General features: G+C 71.0%; 19 protein-coding genes (1 of these 19 cut by a window edge). 9 read left to right on the top strand and 10 right to left on the bottom strand.

What is annotated here, in order from left to right; translation table 11 throughout:
- Positions 1–36: 36 nt before the first annotated feature.
- The 8 genes from ACWDU4_RS09985 to ACWDU4_RS09950 form a co-directional block, all read right to left on the bottom strand.
- Entirely contained in the window at positions 37–1,107 is a 1,071-nt protein-coding gene (locus ACWDU4_RS09985; RefSeq protein ID WP_450113733.1) for a quinone-dependent dihydroorotate dehydrogenase, read from the bottom strand.
- A 53-nt stretch (positions 1,108–1,160) separates the two neighbouring features.
- Positions 1,161–2,195 (bottom strand): YncE family protein, encoded by a 1,035-nt coding sequence (locus ACWDU4_RS09980; RefSeq protein ID WP_450113732.1) that lies wholly within the window; start codon positions 2,193–2,195, stop codon positions 1,161–1,163.
- 131 nt (positions 2,196–2,326) lie between these two features.
- Positions 2,327–3,175, bottom strand: coding sequence for a heme ABC transporter ATP-binding protein (locus ACWDU4_RS09975; RefSeq protein WP_450113731.1), 849 nt, complete (start codon positions 3,173–3,175; stop codon positions 2,327–2,329).
- Positions 3,172–4,182 carry a FecCD family ABC transporter permease gene (locus tag ACWDU4_RS09970; protein WP_450113799.1) on the bottom strand — a complete coding sequence of 337 codons (1,011 nt, stop codon included), beginning with the start codon at positions 4,180–4,182 and terminating at the stop codon, positions 3,172–3,174. Before ACWDU4_RS09970 ends, ACWDU4_RS09975 begins: the two co-directional genes overlap by 4 nt.
- A 59-nt stretch (positions 4,183–4,241) precedes the next feature.
- On the bottom strand, positions 4,242–5,249 hold the full coding sequence (locus ACWDU4_RS09965) for a heme/hemin ABC transporter substrate-binding protein (RefSeq protein WP_450113730.1): 1,008 nt from the start codon (positions 5,247–5,249) through the stop codon (positions 4,242–4,244).
- Positions 5,250–5,269: 20 nt separating this feature from the next.
- Positions 5,270–5,953, bottom strand: a complete 684-nt coding sequence (locus tag ACWDU4_RS09960) for a biliverdin-producing heme oxygenase (protein WP_450113729.1) — start codon at positions 5,951–5,953, stop codon at positions 5,270–5,272.
- Positions 5,954–6,004: 51 nt separating this feature from the next.
- A complete protein-coding gene (locus tag ACWDU4_RS09955; protein ID WP_450113728.1) occupies positions 6,005–6,442 on the bottom strand; it encodes a TIGR03668 family PPOX class F420-dependent oxidoreductase in 438 nt (145 codons plus the stop codon).
- A gap of 33 nt (positions 6,443–6,475) precedes the next feature.
- Positions 6,476–7,393 (bottom strand): aldo/keto reductase, encoded by a 918-nt coding sequence (locus ACWDU4_RS09950; protein WP_450113727.1) that lies wholly within the window; start codon positions 7,391–7,393, stop codon positions 6,476–6,478.
- 201 nt (positions 7,394–7,594) lie between these two features.
- Here ACWDU4_RS09950 and ACWDU4_RS09945 point away from each other — a divergent pair, with 201 nt between their 5' ends.
- From ACWDU4_RS09945 to ACWDU4_RS09910, 8 genes are all read left to right on the top strand, one after another.
- Positions 7,595–8,437, top strand: a complete 843-nt coding sequence (locus ACWDU4_RS09945) for an undecaprenyl-diphosphate phosphatase (protein ID WP_450113798.1) — start codon at positions 7,595–7,597, stop codon at positions 8,435–8,437.
- Positions 8,438–8,461: 24 nt separating this feature from the next.
- On the top strand, positions 8,462–9,172 hold the full coding sequence (locus ACWDU4_RS09940) for a histidine phosphatase family protein (protein WP_450113726.1): 711 nt from the start codon (positions 8,462–8,464) through the stop codon (positions 9,170–9,172).
- A 65-nt stretch (positions 9,173–9,237) separates the two neighbouring features.
- Positions 9,238–9,825, top strand: a complete 588-nt coding sequence (locus ACWDU4_RS09935; protein WP_450113725.1) for a DUF3090 domain-containing protein — start codon at positions 9,238–9,240, stop codon at positions 9,823–9,825.
- A gap of 3 nt (positions 9,826–9,828) precedes the next feature.
- The gene (locus ACWDU4_RS09930) at positions 9,829–10,662 is read left to right on the top strand and encodes an SCO1664 family protein (RefSeq protein ID WP_450113724.1); all 834 of its coding nucleotides are present in this window, start codon (positions 9,829–9,831) and stop codon (positions 10,660–10,662) included.
- Positions 10,663–10,724: 62 nt separating this feature from the next.
- Positions 10,725–11,966: a cysteine--1-D-myo-inosityl 2-amino-2-deoxy-alpha-D-glucopyranoside ligase gene (gene mshC, locus ACWDU4_RS09925; RefSeq protein ID WP_450113723.1), complete on the top strand. Its 1,242-nt coding sequence runs from the start codon at positions 10,725–10,727 to the stop codon at positions 11,964–11,966.
- A gap of 142 nt (positions 11,967–12,108) precedes the next feature.
- Positions 12,109–12,387: a hypothetical protein gene (locus ACWDU4_RS09920; RefSeq protein WP_450113722.1), complete on the top strand. Its 279-nt coding sequence runs from the start codon at positions 12,109–12,111 to the stop codon at positions 12,385–12,387.
- 160 nt (positions 12,388–12,547) lie between these two features.
- Positions 12,548–13,117, top strand: coding sequence for a type 1 glutamine amidotransferase domain-containing protein (locus tag ACWDU4_RS09915; RefSeq protein ID WP_450113721.1), 570 nt, complete (start codon positions 12,548–12,550; stop codon positions 13,115–13,117).
- Positions 13,118–13,188: 71 nt separating this feature from the next.
- A complete protein-coding gene (locus ACWDU4_RS09910; protein WP_450113720.1) occupies positions 13,189–13,428 on the top strand; it encodes a hypothetical protein in 240 nt (79 codons plus the stop codon).
- Positions 13,429–13,460: 32 nt separating this feature from the next.
- Here the strand turns inward: ACWDU4_RS09910 and ACWDU4_RS09905 are convergent, their stop codons facing one another.
- Both ACWDU4_RS09905 and ACWDU4_RS09900 read right to left on the bottom strand, forming a co-directional pair.
- Positions 13,461–13,895, bottom strand: coding sequence for a hypothetical protein (locus ACWDU4_RS09905; RefSeq protein ID WP_450113719.1), 435 nt, complete (start codon positions 13,893–13,895; stop codon positions 13,461–13,463).
- 146 nt (positions 13,896–14,041) lie between these two features.
- A complete protein-coding gene (locus ACWDU4_RS09900) occupies positions 14,042–14,485 on the bottom strand; it encodes a DUF4383 domain-containing protein (protein ID WP_450113718.1) in 444 nt (147 codons plus the stop codon).
- Positions 14,486–14,755: 270 nt separating this feature from the next.
- Between ACWDU4_RS09900 and ACWDU4_RS09895 the strand changes: the two genes are divergently transcribed.
- Positions 14,756–23,334, top strand: partial view of a non-ribosomal peptide synthase/polyketide synthase gene (locus ACWDU4_RS09895; protein ID WP_450113717.1) — the start only. 18,526 nt of this gene lie beyond the right edge of the window; the window shows 8,579 of its 27,105 coding nt (coding positions 1–8,579); its start codon is at positions 14,756–14,758; its stop codon lies beyond the right edge, outside the window.

Below are 23,334 nucleotides of genomic sequence, written 5' to 3'. Positions count from 1 at the left end.
GGCGTGAGGCGCCCGGGGGTGCGTGGTGGGTGCAGGTCAGGCGCGGGTGGCGGCACCGACGGCGTCGGCGAGCGAGGCGTAGCCGCCCTCCCGGACCTTCCGGGCCAGACCCTTGTGAATCTTCTTCATCCAGAACGGGCCGCCGTAGATGAAGCCGGTGTACCCCTGGATCAGCGAGGCGCCTGCCAGGATCCGTTCCCACGCCTGATCGACGGTCTCGATGCCGCCGACCGAGATCAACGCGAGCCGATCCCCGACCCGGGCGTACAGCCGGCGCAGCACCTCGACCGACCGGTCCGCGACCGGTGCGCCGGAGATGCCGCCGGCACCGAGAGCCGACACCTCGTCGGCGGGGGTGCGCAGGCCGTCCCGCGAGATGGTGGTGTTGGTGGCGACGATGCCCGCCAGTCCGAGCTCGACGGCGAGGTCCGCAACCGCGTCGATGTCCTCGTCGGACAGATCCGGAGCGATCTTCACCAGTACAGGCACCTCCACGCTGGCGAGAACCGCGGCGAGGATCGGTCGCAGCGATTCCACCGCCTGCAGGTCCCGCAGGCCGGGGGTGTTCGGGGAACTGACGTTCACGACCAGGAAGTCGGCGAGCGGGCCGAGCAGGCGGGCGCTGGTGGCGTAGTCGTCGGCGGCTCCTTCCGCGGGCACCACCTTCGTCTTGCCGATGTTCGCGCCGATCGGCAGTGCCGTGTGGCGGCGTCGCAGCTGATTCGCCGCGTCACCCGCACCGTGGTTGTTGAAGCCCATCCGGTTCAGGAGCGCGCGGTCCGCGGGCAGCCGGAAGAGGCGCGGCGCCGGGTTGCCGGGCTGGGCCTGCGCGGTGACGGTGCCGACCTCGGCGTACCCGAATCCCAGGGCGCCCCAGGTGTTCACGCCGGTGGCATTCTTGTCGAACCCGGCGGCCAGGCCGAGCGGGGCGGGGAAGTCGACGCCGAACACCCGCGTGCGCAGCACCGGGTCCGGCACGGTGAGCACGCGCGCCACCAGGGAGCGCAGCGGCCCGAAGAACGTCACCGCCCGCATCGCCCCGAAGGCGAGGTGGTGCACCCGTTCCGGCGAGATGAGGAACAGCAGGCGCAGCAGCAGGTTGTACACGGAAGATCTCTCCTCGATGGTCGCGGAGCGGGAGTCGGAGTCGGAGTCGGGGCTCAGTGGCCGGCGACGTCGATGCGCTGCACGCCGTCCCCGGTGGCCGAGGCGACGAACACGGTCCCGGTGTCGGAGTCGACGGCCACCGAATTCGGCTGGCGGACGGTCGGATAGCGGTGCTTCTCCACCGGAATTCCGGTGGACAGGTCGAATCCGATGACCTCGTTGGTGCCGGTGACGGTGACCCACACCAGTCCGGACTTCTCGTCCACCGCCACTGCGTACGGCGAGTTCGCGACGGGGTAGCGCTGGTGCATCATCAGCGGGTCCATGGTGAACGACAGCAGTTCGCCGCCGGTGGTGTCGGTGACGATCACGCGGCCGAATCCGTCGGTGACCAGGTTGGTGGCACCCTCGCCGGCGCGCAGCGCCATGCCCCGCTTGCCGTTGGCCAGATCGATCTCGGTCAGCGACGTCTGCCGCCGGTCGAGGGCGCTGAGCTCGGCCCCGGTCAGCCCGAGCGCGTCCACCGACACCAGGCCGTCGACCCGATGCGTCACGCTGCCCGCCGAATCCAGTTCGAGCACTTCGCCGTCCGCGGTTCCGACCGCCACGCGGCCCTCGCCGAGCAGCGCCGCCGATCGGACCTCCGCGTCGACCGGGATGGTGGAGACCGTGCCGTCGGACAGGTTCACGGTCGACACCCCGCGGCCCGAGGGGACCGCGACGACGCCGTCGCGCGGGGCGGACAGCGACGCCACCCCGCCGGGCAGCGTCACGTCGCGGCGCGGGAAGTCGGACATCGTGCCGGGGGGCATCCCGGGGACGGTCGCGGGTACGAGGATCAGCCCGCGGGCGTCGGGTGTGAGCATGGCCACGGTGTCGCTGGTCGGGTCGAACACGGTCGCCGCGACGGCGGTGCCGAGCGTGATCACCCCGCCGGCGGGAGTGTTCGACACCGCCGGGGACACGGCGGCGGTGGCCGCGTCGATGGTCTGGATCTTGTCGTTGCCGCTGTCCGTGGAACAGCCGGTGACCAGCAGTAACAACGCTCCCGACAGTACGGTCGCGGTGCGTGCGCGGTGTCCCGGCATCTTTCGTCTCCTCAGGGTGCTGCGTCGACTGGCGGCGTTCGGGTGAACGATGTTCCCGTCCAGCATTCCCGATCGCCGCCGACTTCCCGAATCCGCATGGCCCTTTCGGGCGGGGGGCGGGCCGATCGGTGTCAGGCGGGCCCGCGTCGTGGGAGGACGAGCTGCGCACCCGTTCGCGGATGGGCGAGCACCTCGACGGGGTGGCCGTACACCCGTCCGAGCAGGTCCTCGGCCAGAACGTCCCGGGGTGTGCCGAACGCGGCGAGACCGCCGTCGGCGAGGACCGCGACGGTGTCGGCATAGGCGGCGGCCAACGCCAGGTCGTGCAGCACCACCACCACCGCGGCCCCGGCCCGCGCGCGGTCGGCGGCGAGGTGCATCACCGCCTCCTGATGGCCGAGGTCCAGGGCGGCGGTCGGCTCGTCGAGGAGCAGGGTCGCGGTCCGCTGCGCGAGGACGCGCGCCAGGGCGACGCGGGCCTTCTCGCCGCCGGACAGTGCCGCGAAGGGGCGGTCCGCGAACCGCTCGACGTCACAGGTGGCCATCGCTTCGGTGACGGCGGCATCGTCCTCGTCGCGCAGCGTGGTGCGGGCCCACGGGGTGCGGCCCATCCGGACCACCTCACGGGCGGTGAAGGAGAAGCCGACGGTGTGCTGCTGGGGGAGTACCGCGCGGTGCCGGGCCATCTCGGGTCGGTTCCACTCGCCGAGCGGTCGTCCGTCGAGCTCGACGTGACCGGACGCGACGTCCGTGTCCGCGGACAGGGCGGCGAGCAGGGTGGACTTGCCCGCCCCGTTGGGGCCGACCAACGCGAGCACCTCACCGGCCCGCACGTCCAGGGTCACCGACTCGAGAACGCGACGGCCGCCGCGGTCGACGCTGACGTCCACCGCCCGCATCGTCACCGCGCCCGGTGCGGGCCACTCGGGCGCGGGCAGGTCGCGGGCCAGCAGTTCCCGCACACGGGCGGACAGGTTCATGCCCAGCCTCCCTGCTGCCTGCGGGTGCGGCGGAGCATCCAGAAGAAGAACGGTCCACCGATGAGGGACGTCAGCATGCCCAGGGGCAGGTCGGCGTTGGGGACCAGGGTGCGGGCGCCGAGATCGGCGGCGAGCAGCACGATCGCGCCGCACAGCACGCTGGCGGGGATCAGCAGCCGGTGCCCGGGACCGACGATCATCCGCATCAGGTGAGGAACCACCAGGCCGACGAACAGGATGATGCCGGTGAACGCGACCGACGCCGACACCAGCAGCGCGACGACCAGGACCGCCACCTGCCGCAGCCGCTCGACGTTCACCCCGAGGTGGGCGGCCGCGGACTCGCCGAGCGCGAGCAGATCCAGTTTGTGGGCGAGCAGCATCGTGACCGCGATGCCGATGACGGCCATCGGCGTGACCACCGCGACCGCTTCCCAGGTGGCGCCGTTGAGGCTGCCGAGCTGCCAGAAGACGATCTGGTCGCGGGCAGCGGGATCGGCGGCGAACGTGAAGAAGGCGATCAGGCCGCCGGCGAACGCGTTGATCGCGACGCCGGTGAGCACCAGGGTGACCACCTCGGTGCGGCCCTCCGCCCGGGCCAGCAGGTACACCAGGACCGTGGTCACGAGGCCGGTGACGAACGCCGCCGCGGCGACCGCGGTACCTGCGACGAAGGCGCCACCGGTGAGGATGACGGCGCAGGCCCCGACGGCCGCACCGGACGACACCCCGATGACCCCGGGTTCGGCGAGCGGGTTGGCGAACACGCCCTGCAGCAGCGCACCGGCGCAGGCCAGGCCGGCGCCGACGACGATCGCCAGGATCACCCGGGGAAACCGGACCTGCCAGAGTGTCACCTCACCGCTGGGGTGGGCGGGCATCGGGCCGATGTCGAGACCGATCCGGTGGGCGATCGACCCGAGCACTTCGGCGGGCGAGGTCGGCACCTGACCGACACACGCGGAGATCAGCGCGAGCGCGAGCAGGCCGAGCGCCAGTGCCACCAGTACGCCCGTCGCGCGCGGGCGGCGGGACGTGCCGGTGTCGGCGGTGTCGGTGGCCGCGGTCACTGCGTGTCGGTGCCGTACACGGCGACGGCGAGGGAGTGCAGCACGTCGCCGGTACGGGGGCCGAAGCTGAGCAGCACGCCGTCCTTCATGTCGACCACCCGCTGGTTGCGGCCGGCCGGGGTCTGCGCGATGCCGGGGATCCTCGCCAGGCCGTCGAGCCCGCCGATGGAGTCCAGTCCGTTCGTCATCATGAGGAACACGTCCGGGGCCGCCGCGATCATCGCCTCGCTGGTGATCGGGGTGAACTGCTGGGTCAGCCCGGATGCGGTGCCCGCGTCGACACCTCCGAGGGCTTCGATCAGCGAGTCGGCACCGGAGCCGGGGCCGGCCAGCATGGTGATCGAGGTGCCCCGCATGTAGAGGAACGCGATCTTCGGCGCGGTGCCGTCGGTGGGGGCGAGCGCCTTCGCGGCGTCGATCTGCGCGGTGGTGCGGTCGGCGAGGGCCTTGCCCTGGTCGGGCACGCCGAGCGCCTCGGCGACGGCCTCGATCTGACCGGGCACGCCCTCGAGGGTGCGGGTGGGGTCGAAGAACACCACCGGAATCCCGGCCGCCCGCACCTGGTCCTGCACCGCCCGTGGTCCGATGCTGGTGTCGGTCAGCACGACCGTCGGGTGAAGGTTGAGGATCGCCTCCGCCGACATCGAGTGTCCGGACGGGGTGATGTCCGGCACCGCCTCGACCGCCGGGAACTTCGCGGCGGTGTCGCGGCCGACGAGCCGGTCCCCGAGGCCGAGGGCGTACACCGTCTCGGTGAGGGTGCCGTACTGGTCCGCGGCGACGATGCGACTGGTGTCGGTGACCGTGACATCGGTCCCGTCGAAGCCGCGGACGGTTACCGGCAACGTCGACTGGGCGCCCTGCGTGATCGGTGTCGGGTCGAGACTGTCGAGGGTGGCCGTGGTCCGGCCGGATTGGCCGTCGGACGCGGCGGGGTCGTCGGCCGCGGAGCAGCCTGCGGTCACCAGCGCCGCGGCGACCAGTGCGACGGCCGTGCGGATCATCGTGCGAGTGCGCAACGGGATCACTTGACCAGGTAGCTGTCGATGTCGTTCTCGAGGTCGGCGAACAGGGCCCCGTTGAGGTCGTAGGCGAGGTTGACCTCGTCGATCAGCCGCTGCTGGTCCTCGGCGGACAGCGGGGCGTCGTCGAGCTTGGCGCGGTAGTCGTCCTTGTACAGCTTGGGCTTCTCGATCCGGTCGAAGATGTAGAACCGCAGGCCGTCCGTGGTGTACCCGTAGGCGCGCTCGAGCATCCGGCGGATGATCTGACCGCCGGACAGGTCACCGAGGTAGCGGATGTAGTGGTGCGCGACGAACCCGGCGGGCCAGTCGAACGCGATCTCGTTGAGGCGGTCGACGTAGCGCTGGGTGGCGGGCAGCGCGGTGACCTGCAGGCGCCAGTCTGCGCCGACCAGGAACTCGAGGTCCGCTTCGAGGGCGTCGGTGCGGAGCAGTTCGTCACCGAGAAAAGGTGCGACCACCGGATTGTCCGCATGGGCGCGCCCGGCCTCCTCGAGCGTGCGATAGACCAGGTACGTCTGGCCGATCAGCGCGGCGTGGGCGGCGGGGGTCAGTTTGCCTGCGAGCAGTTCCCCGACGAAACGGGACTGCTCGGTGCGTCGGTGGGCCGCATCGGTCTGCGTCTTGATCCGCTCGGCGAGGCCGGGTGCGGGCGCGGTCGCGGCTGCGGTGTCGAGCGCTGTCATCACTACCCCTGTTCATGGAAAACGATGTCGAAAAAGCGGATCTCCAACAGGTTAGCCTGGCCTTGCTTCGTGGTGCTCGTGGGCGGCCCATGACGCCCAGTGCCGTGGCCGGACGACGATCACCGGACCTCCGGGGGTATTCGCGTCGTACTGCGGATACTTGTCCACCAACGCCCGGATTCCGGCGTTCCCGACCGCCGAGGTGGCGTCGACCACGTTCGCGTCGCCGTCGACACGAATCCACCACAGTCGCGTCCAGTCCTCGTCGTACCCGTCCACCAGCAGACTCACCCGGCCGGTCGACCGGATGTTGTCGAGACGGCGAAGCCGACGCGTCGACTTCGGTTTGTCGTCGACAGCCGAATACACGACGTCACCGGCGAGGGCGAACACCACCGGCACCAGGTGTGGTGCACCGTCGGCGGTCACGGTGCCGAGAGTCGCCACCCGTGCCCGCGCGAACCTGCTCTGCCGCTCCTGTTCGTGCATCCAGACCAGGCTAGAACACGCCGCGGCCGGGAGTCAGGCGCTGACGTCGTCCAGCGCCGCAGCGATGGCATCGGGCAGTTCGAGCTCCTCGGTGGCGAGCACGCCGGTGTGCTGGGCGTAGTCGCGGGCACCGACGATCGCGCTCGCGACCCCGGGCCGATCCCGCACCCACGCCAGTGCCACGGCCAGCGGAGACGCCCCCAGGCCGTCCGCCGCGGTGACCACGGCGTCCACCACCCGGGACGTCTCCTGGGTCAGGTAGCCGCTGACGTCGTCCGCGCCGGATTCCGAGGCGCCGCGGGAATCGGCGGGGATGCCGTCGCGGTACTTGCCGGTCAGAACCCCGCCCGCGAGGGGCACCGCGGCGAGCACTCCGACGCCGTGGTGCGCGGCGGCGGGCACCAGCTCGTCCTCGACGCCGCGGGCCAGCAACGAGTACTCGGCCTGCGTGGCGGTCAGGGGCGACACCGACGATGCGGTGGCCAGCTGCCAGCCCAGGTAGCCGCGCGCGCCGACGTACCGGACCCGGCCGGTGTCGACGGCGTGGGCGAGCGTGGCGGCGACCTCGTCGACCGGGGTCTGCGGATCCCATGCCGCGACCTGCCACAGGTCGAGGTGATCGGTGCCGAGTTCGCGCAGGGTCGCGTCGAGTTGCGTGAGCAGGGACCGTCGGGAACAGTCCACGCCGCCCGACCCCGGGTGAATCCCGCTGGTGCTCGAGATCACCAGATCGGTGCGGGGGATGACGTCGTCGAGCAGTTCGGCGAGGATCCGCTGCGCCGCCCCGCATCCGTAGAACGGTGACGAATCGACAAGTGTGCCACCGGCTTCGACGAACCCGAGCAATTGTGCCGCGGCCTCGTCCCCGTCGGTGTCCCGTCCCCACGACAGGGTGCCGAGACCGATCCGGGACACCCGTAGACCGCTGCGTCCGACCGTGCGCTGCTTCATTGTTCGACCACCACAAGTCCGGAAGCGTAGTGCCGCAGCGCTGCGCAGCACAGTGACTCGCCGGTCGTGCCCGCCGCGGACCCGGTCCGGCGCGCCGAGACGCTCCGCCGGTACGGTGCAGACCGTGATGCGTCGCCCAGCCACGTCGTTGGCCCCCCGATCGAAGACCTCTGCACCCGGCGACGGCGGGAGCACACGGTGATCGGGGAGTCCATGACCTGGCTGCAGGCGATCGTCCTCGGCGTGGTGCAGGGCCTGACCGAGTTCCTGCCGATCTCCTCGTCCGGCCACCTGCGGATCGTCTCGGAAGTGTTCTTCGGGGAGGACGCCGGGGCCTCGTTCACCGCCGTGACCCAACTCGGCACCGAGGCGGCCGTGCTGGTCTACTTCGCCCGCGACATCGGCCGGATCGTGATGGCCTGGGTGCGGGGTCTCCGGGATCCGGACAAGCGGGGTCACGACTACAAGATGGGCTGGTACGTCATCATCGGCACCATCCCCGTCGGCATCCTCGGGTTCCTGTTCAAGGACCAGGTGCGCACCGGTGCCCGCAACCTGTGGCTGGTCGCGACGATGCTGATCGTCTTCGCGCTGGTGATCGCCGCCGCCGAGCACTACGGCCGCAAGCAGCGGCCGATCGAGCAGCTGACCCTCAAGGACGGTGTGATCATGGGCTCGGCGCAGGCGCTGGCTCTGATCCCGGGTGTCTCCCGCTCCGGCGGCACGATCAGCGCCGGACTGTTCCTCGGCCTGACGCGAGAGGCCGCCGCGAGGTACTCGTTCCTGCTGGCTATCCCGGCGGTGACCGCGGCGGGCCTGTTCTCGCTCCCGGACGCGTTCGAGCCGGCCGGCGAAGGACTCAACGCCAGCGGTGCCCAGTTGATCGTGGCGACCGTCATCGCGTTCCTCATCGGCTACGCCACCATCGCCTGGCTGCTGCGATTCGTCGTCAACCACTCGATGTACTGGTTCGTCGGGTACCGGATCATCCTCGGCGTCGTGCTGCTGGTGTTGCTGGGCACCGGTGTCGTCGCGGCGACCTGACCCGATCCGCCCTACTCTGAATCCATGACGGTGATTCTGGTCCGGCACGGCCGGTCGACGGCAAACACGTCGGGCGTCCTAGCCGGGCGTGGTTCCGGCATCGATCTCGACGAGCTCGGCCGCGAACAGGCGGAGTCCCTCGTCGGCAGGCTCGGCGGCCTGGACGTGACCGCGATCGTGCGTTCCCCGCTGCTGCGGTGCGAACGCACGGTCGCACCGCTTGCCGACAAACTCGGGCTGATGCCGGTCGTCGACGACGCGCTCGCCGAGGTGGACTACGGGCAGTGGACCGGCCGGTCGATCAAGGAACTGCTCGACGAGCCGCTGTGGAAGGTCGTGCAGCAGCATCCGTCGGCGGCGGTGTTTCCGGACGGCGAGGGGCTCGCACAGGTCCAGGCCCGCGCGGTGGCCGCGATCCGGGCCCACGACACCCGGCTGGCCGCCGAACACGAGCGGGACGTGTTGTGGGTGGCGTGCAGCCACGGGGACGTGATCAAGTCGGTGCTCGCCGATGCGCTCGGCACGCACCTGGACGGATTCCAGCGCATCGTCACCGAACCGGCGTCGATCAGCGTGATTCGCTACACGGCGACCCGGCCGTTCGTGCTGCGGATGAACGACACCGGCGCCGACCTGTCCGGTCTGGGCGGCTCCGGTGCCGCGAAGCCGGCCGGTGTCGGAGCGTCCGAGGCCGTCCCCGGCGGCGAGGTGGGAACCGCCGGAAAGGGCGGATAATGGGACCGGGCGGAGACCGGAACACGACCCGACTGTGTGACGACCCGATCACGTGGAGGTGCTGAATGTCCCGAGCGATTCACGTCTTTCGCACCCCTGACCGCTTCGTCGCGGGCACTGTCGGTGAGCCGGGGGACCGCGCTTTCTACCTGCAGGCGGTCCACGACACCCGCGTGGTGAGCGTGCTGCTGGAGAAGCAACAGGTGCAGGTTCTCGCGGACCGGATGGGCCTGCTGCTCGACGAGGTGCACCGCCGGTTCGGCACCGCGGTCCCGCCGCACGAGGCCGAGCCCAGCGACACCAGTCCGCTGGTGATGCCGATCGACGCCGAGTTCCGGGTCGGGACGATGGGATTGGGTTGGGACTCCGACGCCGGTGCCGTCGTCGTCGAACTGCTGGCGGTGTCCGAGTCCGAGATCGACGAGTCGGTGGTGCTCGACGACGTGGAAGAGGGCCCGGACGCCGTGCGCGTGTTCCTGACTCCGGAACAGGCCCGCGAGTTCGCGGTGCGGTCCGAACGGGTGATCTCCGCGGGCCGGGCGCCCTGCCCGCTGTGCGGAGAGCCGCTGTCGCCGGAGGGGCACGTGTGCGTACGGACCAACGGCTACCGGCGGGGTGCGACCTTCGCCCGCCCCGACGACGGCGAGAGCTGACCGTTGACCACCTCGTATCCAGACACCGGAGAATCCCGTTCCGACGGCGTCGACCTGCTCGCGTCCGGTGAGCTGACGGTCCTGGGCCGGATCGTGTCGGCGAGCAACGCGACCCTGGTGTGCGAAGCGACGGCGGACGGCCGCAGTGAGCGCTGTGTCTACAAGCCGGTCCGGGGCGAGCGCCCGCTGTGGGACTTCCCGGACGGCACCCTCGCCGGCCGGGAGGTGGCGTCGTATCTGATCTCGGAGGCACTCGGCTGGGGAGTGATCCCGCGGACCATCCTGCGCGACGGCCCCTACGGGCCGGGCATGGTGCAGCACTGGGTGGAGACGCCGGATTCGGCGGGCGAGCGGGGCGAACGTCTCGACCTGGTGGACATCTGCCCGCCGGACCGGGTACCGGACGGCTGGTTCCAGGTGCTGCTCGCCTACGACGGGGAGGGTGAGGAGGTCGCGCTCATCCACGCCGACGATCCGCGGCTGCTGCGGATGGCGGTCCTCGACGTGCTGCTCAACAACGCCGACCGGAAGGGCGGGCACGCGTTGGAGGGCACCGACGGATCCGTGTACGGCGTCGACCACGGCATCTGCCTGCACACCGAGAACAAGCTGCGGACCGTGCTGTGGGGCTGGGCCGGCCAGCGGATCGGTGGGGACCTGCTCGCCGACATCGCGGGATTCGAGCAGACGCTGGGCGGTGAGCTCGCCGACCGGCTGGCCGAACACGTCACCGTCGCCGAGGTGCGGGCACTGCGCGAGCGGACGCGCGCGCTGCTCGCCGATCCGGTGATGCCGCAGCCGAGCACGCACCGGCCGATCCCGTGGCCCGCGTTCTGATCTCGCTCGTCTGACCTCGCCCATCGGGGGAGCCGGATGACGCTTCGGATAGGCTCGGCAGCATGCAGTCCTGGTCCGACATCGCCGTTCCGCCCGTACCCGGTCAGGGGCCGCCGTTGCGGCTCTACGACACCGCGGACCGCCGCGTGCGGCCCGTCACTCCGGGCCCGACGGCCACGATGTACGTGTGCGGCATCACGCCGTACGACGCCACGCATCTCGGTCACGCCGCGACATACCTCGCGTTCGACCTGGTGAACCGGATGTGGCGGGACTCCGGACACGACGTCCACTACGTGCAGAACGTCACCGACGTAGACGACCCGCTGTTCGAGCGTGCGGAGCGCGACGGTGAGGACTGGGTGGTGCTCGGGATGCGCGAGACCGCGCTGTTCCGGGAGGACATGGAAGCGCTGCGGGTGCTGCCTCCGCGCGACTACATCGGTGCCGTCGAGTCGGTGAACGAGGTCGTCGAGATGGTCGGCAAGATGCTGGCCGCAGGCGCCGCGTACGTCGTCGACGACGCCGAGTACCCGGACGTGTACTTCCGTGTCGACGCCACCGAACAGTTCGGCTACGAATCCGGCTACGACCGCGAGACGATGGAGCGCTTCTTCGCCGAACGGGGCGGCGACCCCGACCGGCCCGGCAAGCAGGACCGCCTCGACGCCCTGGTGTGGCGGGCGCAGCGACCCGGTGAGCCGTCGTGGCCGTCACCGTTCGGTGCGGGCCGGCCGGGCTGGCACGTCGAGTGCTCGGCGATCGCACTGAACCGCATCGGTTCCGGATTCGACGTCCAGGGCGGCGGCAGCGACCTGATCTTCCCGCACCACGAGTTCTCCGCCGCGCACGCGGAATCGGTTGTGTGCGAACGCAGATTCGCGCGGCACTACGTGCACACCGGCATGATCGGCCTGGACGGCGAGAAGATGTCCAAGAGCCGCGGCAACCTGGTGTTCGTCTCGAAGCTGCGTGGCGAGGGCGTCGACCCGATGGCGATCCGGCTCGGTCTGCTGTCCGGGCACTACCGGCAGGACCGGGCCTGGACCGGTGATGTGCTCGCCGCCGCCGAGGAGCGGCTCGCGCTCTGGCGGCGGGCGGCGGCGCTGCCCACCGCCCAGAACGTCCTGGACACGGTCGCCCGGCTGCGTCAGCACCTCGCCGACGATCTCGACACCCCGAAGGCGCTCGACGCGCTCGACGGCTGGGCCCGCCGGGCCGTCGATCACGGCGGCTCCGACGCCGCGGCGCCGGGCCTGTTCTCCGATGCCGTCGACGCGTTGCTGGGGGTGTCGCTGCGCTGAGGCGCCGCGGTGTCACCCGCCGCGTCCGTCGATGTGCGCCGGGTGCGCGGTCGAGAGCGCTCCCCGGGGCCGCGTCGTTCATCGTGCACGTCGTTCGTCGGACACGGCGTTTGGCGGCGCGCGCGCCGGGTAACCCGATGCCATGAAGAATGTGTGGATCGGATTGGTCATCGGAGCGCTCACCGGTGCGGTGGTGGGGGCTGTCGCCAACGCCGTGCGGGGCGCCGAACGCCGGGTCCAGGAAGCGGACTTCGGCACTCGCGCGCACGATGCGGCGACGAAGCTGGCGTCGTCCGTCGCCGAGTCCCCTGTCGGTGAGATGGGGAAGCAGGCCGGGCATCTCGTCGCCGACACCGCCCGCCGCGCGGAGAAGTTCGCGGAGGAGCACGTGCCCGTGGGCGGGAACCGTCGGGCGAACTGAGAGACCGGGTTCGGAGGACCGGCGTCGGCCCGCCGCGCGCGACTGCGGCCTCCGCTCGTCACCGGGCCGAGGCCGGGGCCGCTCGCGGTGAGACGCGGGTACTCGATCGATGCCGTGCGACGCGGGAACGGGCCGCATCATTCCGACGCGAGGAGTGGTCATGGCGAACAATCTGCGGGACAAGAGAATTGCCTTTCTGGTTGCGCCCGAAGGGGCCGAGCAGGTGGAACTGACCGAACCGTGGTCGGCGGTGTCCGACGCAGGCGCGTCACCGGTCCTGGTGTCGACCCGGCCGGGACGGGTCCGGGCCTTCCGGCATCTGGACCGCGGTGCGTCCTTTCCGGTCGACGCGGTCGCGGGCGAGGTCCCGTCGGCGGATTTCGACGCACTCGTGCTTCCGGGCGGATTGGCGAACCCCGACCACCTTCGGACCGTGTCCGAGGCGGTCGACTTCGTCCGCGGGTTCTTCGACGAGGGCAAGCCGGTGGCCGTCATCTGCCACGGACCGTGGACGCTCGTCGAGGCCGGTGTGCTGAGTGGACGCACACTGACCTCGTGGCCGAGTCTGCGGACCGACATCCGCAACGCGGGCGGCCGGTGGATCGACGAGCCGGTGGTGGTGTGCAGGCAGGCGCCGAGTGTGCTGGTCTCGAGTCGGAGGCCCGCCGATCTCCCGGACTTCTGTCGCAGCCTCGTCGAGGTCTTCGCCGCTGCGTCCGCGCCCGCCTGAACCTCCAACCAGCCTGAACTTCTACCAGCCTGAACTTTTACCCGCATGAACATCTACAGGAGGTGCAACTCATGGGAACGTGCACGACGTGTGGAAACGACTATGACAAGGTGTTCACCCTGACGATGGGGGACAGGACGGGCACGTTCGACAGCTTCGAATGTGCGATCCAGGAGATGGCGCCGGTGTGCGCGCACTGCGGGTGCCGGATCCTCGGTCACGGTGTCGAGACCGGTGGCGCCGTCTACTGCTGCGCGCACTGCGCCCGCAGGTCCGGGCACGACGAACTCGTCGATCGCGGTGCCGGCTGAGCCGACCTCAGGTGTCCGGGTGCTGCCGGTTGCTAGGCGTCCCGGTGCTTCGCGCCCGTGTCCGCGGCCCCGTGCTCGGTGGATTCGGGGTGCTCGGGTTCGCCGGATTCGTCGCCGGTCCGGAGGTCCGGATCGATCCGGTCTGCGCGTCCCCACTGGTCGTCGACCTCGGCACGCGCCTCGTCCGCGTCGGACCGGGTGGCAGCGGCCCGCTGCCGCAGGCGTTCGGATTCTGCCTGCTTCGCGTCCGCCTCGGCGCTCGCGATGCGGGCCTTGGCCGCGGTCTCGCTCGCGAGGGCTTCCTTCTCGCCGACATCGAACGACTGCTGACGCGCGTCGGCGCGGATCCGCTCGGCCTCCTCGCGCCGGCGTTCGGTCCGCCTGCGCATGAGCAGGACAACTGCCGCGGCGACGAGCAGCACCACGACGACGGCGACGACGATCCACACGATGGTTGCGGTGTTCATTTCGACTCCTCGTTTGCAGGCCCGCGACCGCGGGGCAGTTCCGAGTTCCCCGCTCGGGGGAGGTCGAAACCTCGGACGCCGCGGACACGGTGCGGACGCAGAACAGCGTGTCCGTCAAGGCTTCTCGTTCATCAGGTGTGGCCTGTTCAGGTGTGGCGTGCCCGGTAGGCGCCCTGCCCGACGGCCACCCGGCCGAGAACGAGCCCGAGCGCGAGCATGCCGGCGCCGAGTCCGAGGTGCAGCCAGTTGTCCGCGGTGTTCACGGGCACGAAGTTCGCTGCGGAGTGCTGGTCGACGAGCATCCCGTACACCCACAGCGCCAGGTACACGATGCCGCCGCCGACGAGGAACAGTCGCGCCGCCGCGGCCGTGCGTGCCATCGCGAGTCCGGCGACACCGAAGACCAGGTGCACGATGTTGTGCAGCACCGACACGGTGAACGTTCCGAACAGGGCGGCGCCCGATTCGTGTCCGGCGAACGTGAGTGCGTCGTAGTTCGTCGTGATTCCGGGGATGAAGCCGAGCACCCCGACCGCCAGGAACACCCCACCCACCACCAGCGCCGTCATCTGGATCGGTGACCGTGTCACCGTGGACTTCTCTCTTTGTGCCTGCATCGCCAATCGCCTCCTGCCTCGGGTGAGGGTGTCGGGGTACCCGAGGGTCGCAGATCCAAACCTGCGGCACCAGGCAGGGTGAGCGGCAGGCGCGGCGCCCGTCATTCGGTCGCCGTATCGCCACGAGTACCGACTCTTCGGTATCGACCCAGTCACGGACGACGAAGGCCGAGTCCCGATATCATGAACAGGCAGCCCACACGACGCCGACGTTGAAGCAACAGCATCCGCGTGAGGATTCGGATGAAGGATTTCTCATCGCCTGATCCAAGCCCAGCCGCCCTGAAACCGCAGGGGGCAGCACACCAACCGGACGGTTCGCCGGACGCGTTCCCGCTGTCGGCGGTCCAGCGGAGCGTGTGGTTCGGCCAGCAGCTCAGCCCGACGGCGCCCATCTTCATCGCGCAGTACGTGGAGCTGCACGGCGACCTGGACCTCGACCTGTTGCGTTCGGTGGCGGTCACCGCGGCCCGTGAGTTCCAGTCTCCGTTCCTTCGTCTGGTGGACACGGGCGGGGAACCGAGCCAGAGGGTCGACCACTCGATCGACACCACGATCGAGTGGTTCGACTTCCGACAGGAGACGGACCCGCTCGCGGCGGCGCACGCGTGGATCGACCACGACTACGTCACCCCGATCCAGCTGACGCGGGACCGACTGGTGGAGATGACCATCCTCCAGGTCGCAGACAGGGACTACCTGTGGTACACGCGAATTCACCACGTCGCGCTCGACGGATACAGCGGAATGACGATGGTGAACCGAATCGCGGCCCTCTACACCGCCGCGTCCACGGGCCTGGATCCGGAACCGAACCGGGCCCTCGACCTGCGTACGCTGTACGAGCTGGATCAGAAGTACCGTTCGTCGAGCCGGTTCGAGGCCGACCGCGAGTACTGGGCGGAGCACGTGCGGGGGATCGAGGCAGGCTCCACGCTCGCGCACCGGGACGGCCCGGCCGCGGCCCGTTGCCGACTCGAGAGCGCGCAACTGACCGACGCGGCGCAGGGCCGGCTGAACTCCTCCGACGCCCGAGTCGGCGCCACGCCCGCGGCACTGCTGATCGCGGGCTTCGCCTGCTACCTGTCGAGGCTGACGGGCAGCCGCGACGTCCTGGTGAACGTGCCGGTGTCCGCGCGCACCACCGCGCCGCTGCAACATTCCGGCGGCATGCTCGTCAACGTCGCCCCGCTCCGGATCACCGTCGACCCCGACGACACCGTCGCCGACCTCGTCCGGAGGGTTCAGCTGGAACTGATGGGCGCGCTGCGCCACCAGCGGTGCAGTCTCGAGGACATCCGGCGCGACGCCGGCCTCGCCGGTGCCCGGCACGGGCTGGCGGGTCCGATGGTCAACGTGATGCTCTTCCGCCAGGAGATCACGCTCGGACCGATCGTCGGCGAGTACCACATCGTGACCTCCGGACCCGTGCAGGACCTGCTGGTCAACATCTACCAGAGCGGTACCCCGGCCCGGACGCTCGTCGACTTCCGCGGCAACCCCAACCGATACGGCGAGGACGAACTGCGCACGCATCACCGGCGCTTCGTCGAACTCGTGGAGGCCCTGCTCGCAACCGAGCCGACGACCAGGCTTGCGGACATCCATCCCGAGTCGGCCCGGATCGGGGCGCGCATGCTGCGTGAGAAGGCCGAGCTCGCGTTCTGGGCGGAGGAGCTGGCCGGACAGCCGGAATCTGCGCTGTTGTCGCCCGCAAGCCCGGCGCCACCCGTCGGGACCGGACGGGGCTCGGTCACGCGTGTGCTCGACCGCGACCTGCACAGTGCGGCCACGGCGCTCGCCCACGGTCTCGGGATCGGGCCGTTCACGATGCTGCACACCGCACTGGCCGCGATCCTGAGCAGGCTCACCGACGCCGACGACATCGTCGTCGCCGCTCCGGTGCTGATCCGGTCGCCCGAGGCGACGCCGTCCGGGTCTGCCACCACCGCCCGCCGGAACACCATCGCCCTGCGCACTCCGATCGACCCGTCCGTCCCCTTCACCGTTCTGGCGAGGGAGACCGGCAAGCGCGAGCGCCGCGCCTTCGCCCACTCGGAGACCCCGTTCGAACGGGTCGTCGAGACACTCGGCGCCCCCCGTCCGCGGGTGACGCTCGACGTTCACACCGCCGACTCCGGCGCGAGCGCCCCGGAAAGTACCGAACTCACGGTCGACCTCACCGAGCGTTTCACCGCGGGCGGCGCGCCCGCAGGTATCGACGCGCGGTTGACCTTCGACAACACCGCGCTCGACGAGCACACCGTGACCGCCCTGATCGATCGGTTCGAACGACTGCTCGCCGGGGTCGCCGAGGATCCCGGTCGGGCGGTGGGGGACGTGCCCATCCTGGGCGACGCGGAAACGGCGGAGCTGACACCGGTGACGGGAGAGGATGCCGTCGCCCCGCGGACCCTCGACCGGATCCTTGCCGACGCCGTGGCCGTCGATCCGGATCACCAGGCGGTCGTCGCCGACGGCCGGGGCCTCTCCTACCGCGAACTCGACGAACTGGCCGGCCGATTGGCCGGACGTCTGTCCGCACACGGAATCGGTCCGGATTCCGTTGTGGCCCTGGCCATTGCGCGCTCGATCGAGTCGGTGGTCGCGGTCTGGGCGGTCGCTCGCGCCGGGGCCGCCTTCCTGCCCGTCGACCCGGACTACCCGGCGGACCGGATCACGCACATGCTCTCCGACTCCGGTGCAGCCCTCGGCCTGACCGTCCGGGCGCACCGCGACGGGTTGCCCGACAGCGCCGCGTGGTTGGTCCTCGACGACCCGATCGCCGAGCCGGAGCCCCAGCTCTCCGACACCCAGCTCTCCCGAGCCGCGGCGACTCGGCCGGTGCACCTCGACGACGCCGCCTACCTGATCTACACCTCCGGATCCACGGGTCTGCCCAAGGGCGTGGTGGTCACCCATCGTGGGCTGGCGAACCTCGCCGCGGAGGAACGCGACCGGTTCGCGATCACCGCGGCATCCCGCACCCTGCACTTCTCCTCGCCGAGCTTCGATGCGTCCGTGCTCGAACTGCTGATGGCCGCGGCGGCCGGGGCAACGATGGTCGTGGCCCCGCCGCACGTGTATGGCGGCGCGGAACTGGCGGACACCCTCCGCCGCGAACGCGTCACGCACGCCTTCGTCACCCCCGCTGCGCTGGCATCCGTCGATCCCGCCGGACTCGATCGGCTCGAGTGTGTGGTCACCGGTGGTGACGTGTGCCCGCCCGCGCTGGTCCGGCAATGGGCTGCACCGACCTCCCCCAGTTCCCGAGGGGCAACGACATCCCCGAGTTCCCGAGAGGCAACGACATCCCCGAGGCGCCGCATGTTCAATGCGTACGGCCCGACCGAGACCACCGTCGTCGCAGGCATCAGCACCCCGTTGCGGCCCGGCGCCCCCGTCACCATCGGCGGACCGTCCCGCGGGTGCGGCGAAATGGTTCTGGACCGGCGGTTGCAGCCGGTGCCCGAGGGGGCGGTGGGGGAGCTGTACGTGACGGGCGAGGGGCTGGCCCGCGGCTACCACCACAGGCCGGGGCTCACCGCGGACCGCTTCGTGGCGAACCCGTTCAGCGCCACCGGCGGGCGGATGTACCGGACCGGCGATCTGGTGCGGTGGCATGCTCGCGCGGGCAGTGAGCCGGCGGGCACGACGGCGCGCGAGCTCGAGTATCTCGGCCGCAGCGACTTCCAGATCAAGATCCGCGGCTTCCGGATCGAGCTCGGTGAGGTCGATGCCGTGCTCCGGGCACACGCGGGTGTCGCGTTCGCGGCGACCGTCGGGCGCACCGGACCCTCGGGTGACCTCGTGCTGGTCGGCTACGTGCTGCCCGCGGCCGCCGCCGAGATCGACGAGGTCGAGCTCCTCGCCCACGCCGCCGAGTCGCTGCCCGCGCACATGGTGCCCGCGGCACTCGTCATCCTCGACCGGGTGCCGTTGACCCCGGCGGGCAAGCTGGACCGAAAGGCGTTGCCGGAACCCTGTTGGGGCGCGACCACCCCCGAGTACCGTGCGCCGCGCACCCCGACGGAGGGGACGGTCGCCGCGGTGTACGCGGACCTGCTCGGGCAGGCCCGGATCGGTGTCGACGACAGCTTCTTCGATCTCGGCGGCGACTCCCTCGTCGCCACCAGGGTGATCGGACGGGTGAATGCGGCGCTGCCCGTGCACCTGAGCGTGCGTGACCTGTTCGCGGAACCGACGGTGGAGGGACTGGCGCAGCACGTCGACCGGATCCTCGAGAACGCGGATCCCGCTCGGCCGGCACGGGACCGGCCCGCACTGGTTGCGCGGGACCGGCCGGACCGGCTCCCGCTCTCCCCGGCGCAGCAGCGGATGTGGCTGGTGAACCAGTTCGACACGGCGTCGCCGGCCTACAACATTCCGTTCGCCGTGACGTTCACGGGCGAACTCGACCGTGCGGCGCTGCAGACCGCGTTGGGTGACGTGATCGGCAGGCACGAGGCCCTGCGGACGGTGTTCCCGGCCGACGCGCGGGGGCCGTACCAGGTGATTCTGCCGGTGCTGGACGCGGCGGTGGACCTGACGCCCGTCGTCGTGGACCCGGATCGGGTCGGGGAGTCGGTCGCGGCGGCGGCCGCCGCCGGTTTCGATGTCCGCGAACAGCTTCCGATGAGAGTCGTGTTGCTGCGGACCGGGCCCCGGCGGCACGTCCTTGCCGTCGTACTGCACCACATCTCGGCCGACGGGCAGTCCGTGGAGCTGTTGGCCCGAGATGTGGCGGCGGCATATGCCGCGAGGGTGGCCGGGCGCGCACCCGACTGGGATCCGCTGCCGCTCCAGTACGCCGACTACGCCCTGTGGCAGCGCGAGCTGCTCGGCGCGGAGGACGATCCGCAGTCGCTCGCCGCCCGGCAACTCGCCTACTGGGGTGAGCGGCTCGCCGACCTTCCGGCGGCGATCCCGCTGCCCCACGACCGTCCCCGGTCGACACGCCCGACCGCGGCCGGCAGCCGGATCGAGTTCGACGTCGCGGCCGGGATCCACCGAGACCTCGTCCGGATCGCGCGTGAGCACGGCTGCACGCTGTTCATGGCCCTGCACGCCGCGCTCGCGGTACTGCTCGCGCGGCTCGGCGCCGGGGCCGACGTCGCCGTGGGCACACCGGTCGCCGGCCGCGGCGAACCCGAACTGGACGACCTCGTCGGCATGTTCGTCAACACCCTCGTCCTGCGTACCACGGTCCGGGCCGAGACCACGTTCGCCGACGTGCTCGCCCAGGTGCGCGAGACCGACCTGGGAGCATTCGCCCACGCCGACCTGCCGTTCGAGCGTCTGGTCGACGAGTTCGCCTCGGACCGTTCACCGATACACGCGCCCCTGGTTCAGGTGCTGCTCGAGTTCCAGCACGGCGAGCCCACGGCGGTGGCGATGCCGGGACTGTCCGCCGAGGCCGTCGAAGTGGATCCGGGTGTCGCCAAGTTCGATCTGCAACTGGGAGTGCGGGAACGATTCGACGAGTCCGGGCGCGCCGCCGGCCTGTCCGCGACCCTGCGGTTCGCGACGGACCTGTTCGACCGCACCACGGTGGCCTCGTTCGGTGACCGCCTGGTGCGGATCCTCGCCGCGGCCGCCGCCGATCCTACCGCGGTGGTGGGTGACATCGTGATCACCGGCGAGCGGGAAACTGCCCTCGCGATGCGGGAGCCGCCCCGCCGCGTGGTGCCGCCGGCCACCCTGCCGGAGCTGTTCGCGAGTGCCGCGGCGCGAAACCCGGACGCGTGCGCGGTCGTCGCCGGGGCCACCCGCGTCCGCTACTGCGAGCTGGCCGCGCGCGCGAACAGATTGGCCCGCTTGCTGATCGGCCACGGAGTGGAACCGGGCTCGCTGGTCGCGGTCGCGATGGCGCGTTCGGACGATCTGCCGGTCGCCCTCCTCGCGGTCCTCACGACCGGCGCCGCCTACGTTCCCGTGGACGTGGATTATCCGGCGGAACGCATCGCCTACATGATCGCCGACGCGTCTCCGGTGTGCGTGCTCGTCGACGGCGCCGCGACCGGTACGGCTCTGCGTCGCACCGACGTTCCGGTACTCGACCTCGGTGATCCCCGCGTGGCGACCGCGCTCGGCGAACAGTCGCCGGCGCCGGTGACCGACGCCGACCGAGGAGCGCGGCTGTACCCGGACTCGCTCGCGTACGTGATCTACACCTCCGGGTCGACCGGACGGCCCAAGGGAGTGGCGGTCTCGCACCGCAGTGTGACCGCGCTGTTCGCCAATGCGGCCGAGTACTTCCGATTCGGTGGCGACGACGTCTGGACGATGTTCCATTCGTACGCTTTCGATTTCGCGGTGTGGGAACTGTGGGGCGCGTTGATCCACGGCGGCACCGTGGTACTGGTCGACCCGACCACGGCCCGCACGCCGCACGACCTGCTGCGGTTGCTGGAGGACGAGGCGGTCACGGTCCTGTGTCAGACCCCGAGCGCCTTCTACCAGCTGGCCGACGCCGACCGGGCCCGCGCCGACGAAGGCGACGCCGCGGTGCTACGGCTGCGGTACGTGATCTTCGGCGGCGAGGCGCTGGACCCGGGTCAGCTGGCCGAATGGCTCTCCCGCCACGGGGATTCGGATCCGCGGTTGGTGAACATGTACGGGATCACCGAGACCTGCGTGCACGTGACCCACTGCCCACTGTCGCGGGCACCGGGGGGCGGGGCGTCCGGGGCATGGGGTCGAGGGTCGATCGGCCGCGCGTTGCCGGGGCTTCGGGTGCGCGTGCTCGACGAGCGACTGCACGTGGTCCCTCCCGGCGTGGTGGGGGAGCTGTACGTGTCGGGCGCCCAGCTGGCACGCGGCTATCCGCGTCTGGCCGGGGAGACCGCGACGCGGTTCGTCGCCGACCCTTCGGGGTCCGGAACCCGGATGTACCGCACCGGCGATCTGGGCCGGTGGCGGGTGGACGGCGAGCTCGAGTACGCCGGCCGCAGGGACGACCAGGTGCAGGTACGCGGATACCGGGTGGAGCTGGGCGAGCTGGAGGCGGCGCTCGCAGCGGTGCCGGGAGTGGCGTCCGCGGTCGCGCTCGCCGACGAGGGACCCGTCGGGATCCGGCTGGTGGGCTACGCCGTGCCCGCCGGTGGTGCGGCACTCGATCCGGACGAGGTGAGAGCGTCCGTCGCCCAGTCCCTTCCCGGCTACATGGTGCCGTCGACGGTGATGATCCTGGATCGACTTCCGGTCACCGCGCACGGCAAACTCGATCGCGCGAGCCTGCCGCTCCCCGGGGACGTCGGGGACGCCTACGTCGCGCCGCGCAACCCGATCGAGGAGATCGTGGCGGGGGTGATCGCCGACCTGCTCGGGGTGGACCGGGTCGGTGTCGCCGACGGATTCTTCGCACTCGGCGGCAACTCGCTGGTGTCGGCGCAACTGGTTGCCCGGATCAACGACGCGACCGGCTCCGCGCTCGGCATTCGGGACGTGTTCGACGGCCCCACCGTCGGTGAGCTCGCCCGGCGAGTCGGCGGGGAGGGCAGCGGCGTGCGGCGGCCTCCGCTGGGTCCGCGCGTCCGGCCGGCCCGGATCCCGTTGTCCCCGGCGCAGCAGCGGATGTGGTTCGTCAACCAGTTCGATCCGCAGTCCCCGGCGTACAACATCTCGTTCTCGCTGCAGTTGGTGGGCGAGCTCGACGCCCCGGCGCTGCGGGCCGCGCTCGGCGACGTCGTCGCCCGGCACGAATCCCTGCGCACGGTGTACCCGCTCACCGACGACGGGCCCTGCCAGCAGATCCTGCCGGTCGGGCTCGCGGAGCCCCGACTCGAGGTCGTCACGGTGCGCGACGCCGACGACCTGCGCGCCCGGGTGCGAGCGACGCTGACACGCGGCTTCGACGTCGCGGAGCAGATTCCGCTGCGGGCACGCCTCTTCCGGGTCGACGAGACGCACCACGTGCTCACCGTGGCGATGCACCACATTCTCGCGGACGGCTTCTCGCTGAATCCGCTGGCGCGGGACGTGGCCGCGGCGTACGCGGCCCGCCTGCACGGTTCCGCGCCGAGGTGGCCGGCGCTGACCGCGCAGTACGCGGACTACACACTGTGGCAACGCGACTGGCTCGGCGGCGAGGACGACGGGTCGTCCCCGCTCGCCCGTCAACTCGAGTACTGGGCCGGCACGCTGTCGGGCCTGCCCGAGGTGCTGGACCTGCCGAGCGACCGGCCGCGGCCCGCGGTCCGCTCGCCGTCCGGCGGACGCGTCGAGTTCGCGGTCGGCGAGCGGCTGCACCGGAGCCTGATCGCGCTCGCCCACCGGCACGACGCCAGCGTGTTCATGGTGGTGCACGCGGCGTTCGCTGCGCTGCTGTCCCGGCTCACCGGCTCCGACGACATCGCGATCGGCACCCCGATCGCCGGGCGCGGAGCCGCGGCGCTCGACGACATGGTCGGGATGTTCGTGGGAACCCTCGTGCTGCGATGCGACATCGGTGGAGCGTGCTCGTTCGGTGAGCTGATGCAGCGGATCCGGGAGACGGACCTGGGCGCGTTCACGCACGCGGACATCCCGTTCGAACGGGTGGTGGAGGCGCTGGACCCGCCGCGCTCGCCCGCACACACCCCGCTGTTCCAGGTGATGCTCGAATTCCGCACCATCACGCGGCCGGAGCTCGCGCTGCCCGATCTGCGGGTGGGGGACTTCGATCCGGGCGACGCGGTCGCCAACTTCGACCTGCAGCTCACCATGGCCGAGGAGTTCGACGCCGCGGGCGGCGCGGCCGGAATGTCGGCCGGCCTGGTGTTCGCGACCGACATGTTCGACGAGGCCACCGTGCGGACCTTCGCCGCCAGGTTCGTGCGGAT

Source organism: Rhodococcus sp. NPDC003348, assembly GCF_053589375.1.
The sequence above is the reverse complement of the archived record's forward strand: the minus strand, read 5'-3'. Positions and strand labels throughout refer to the sequence as shown.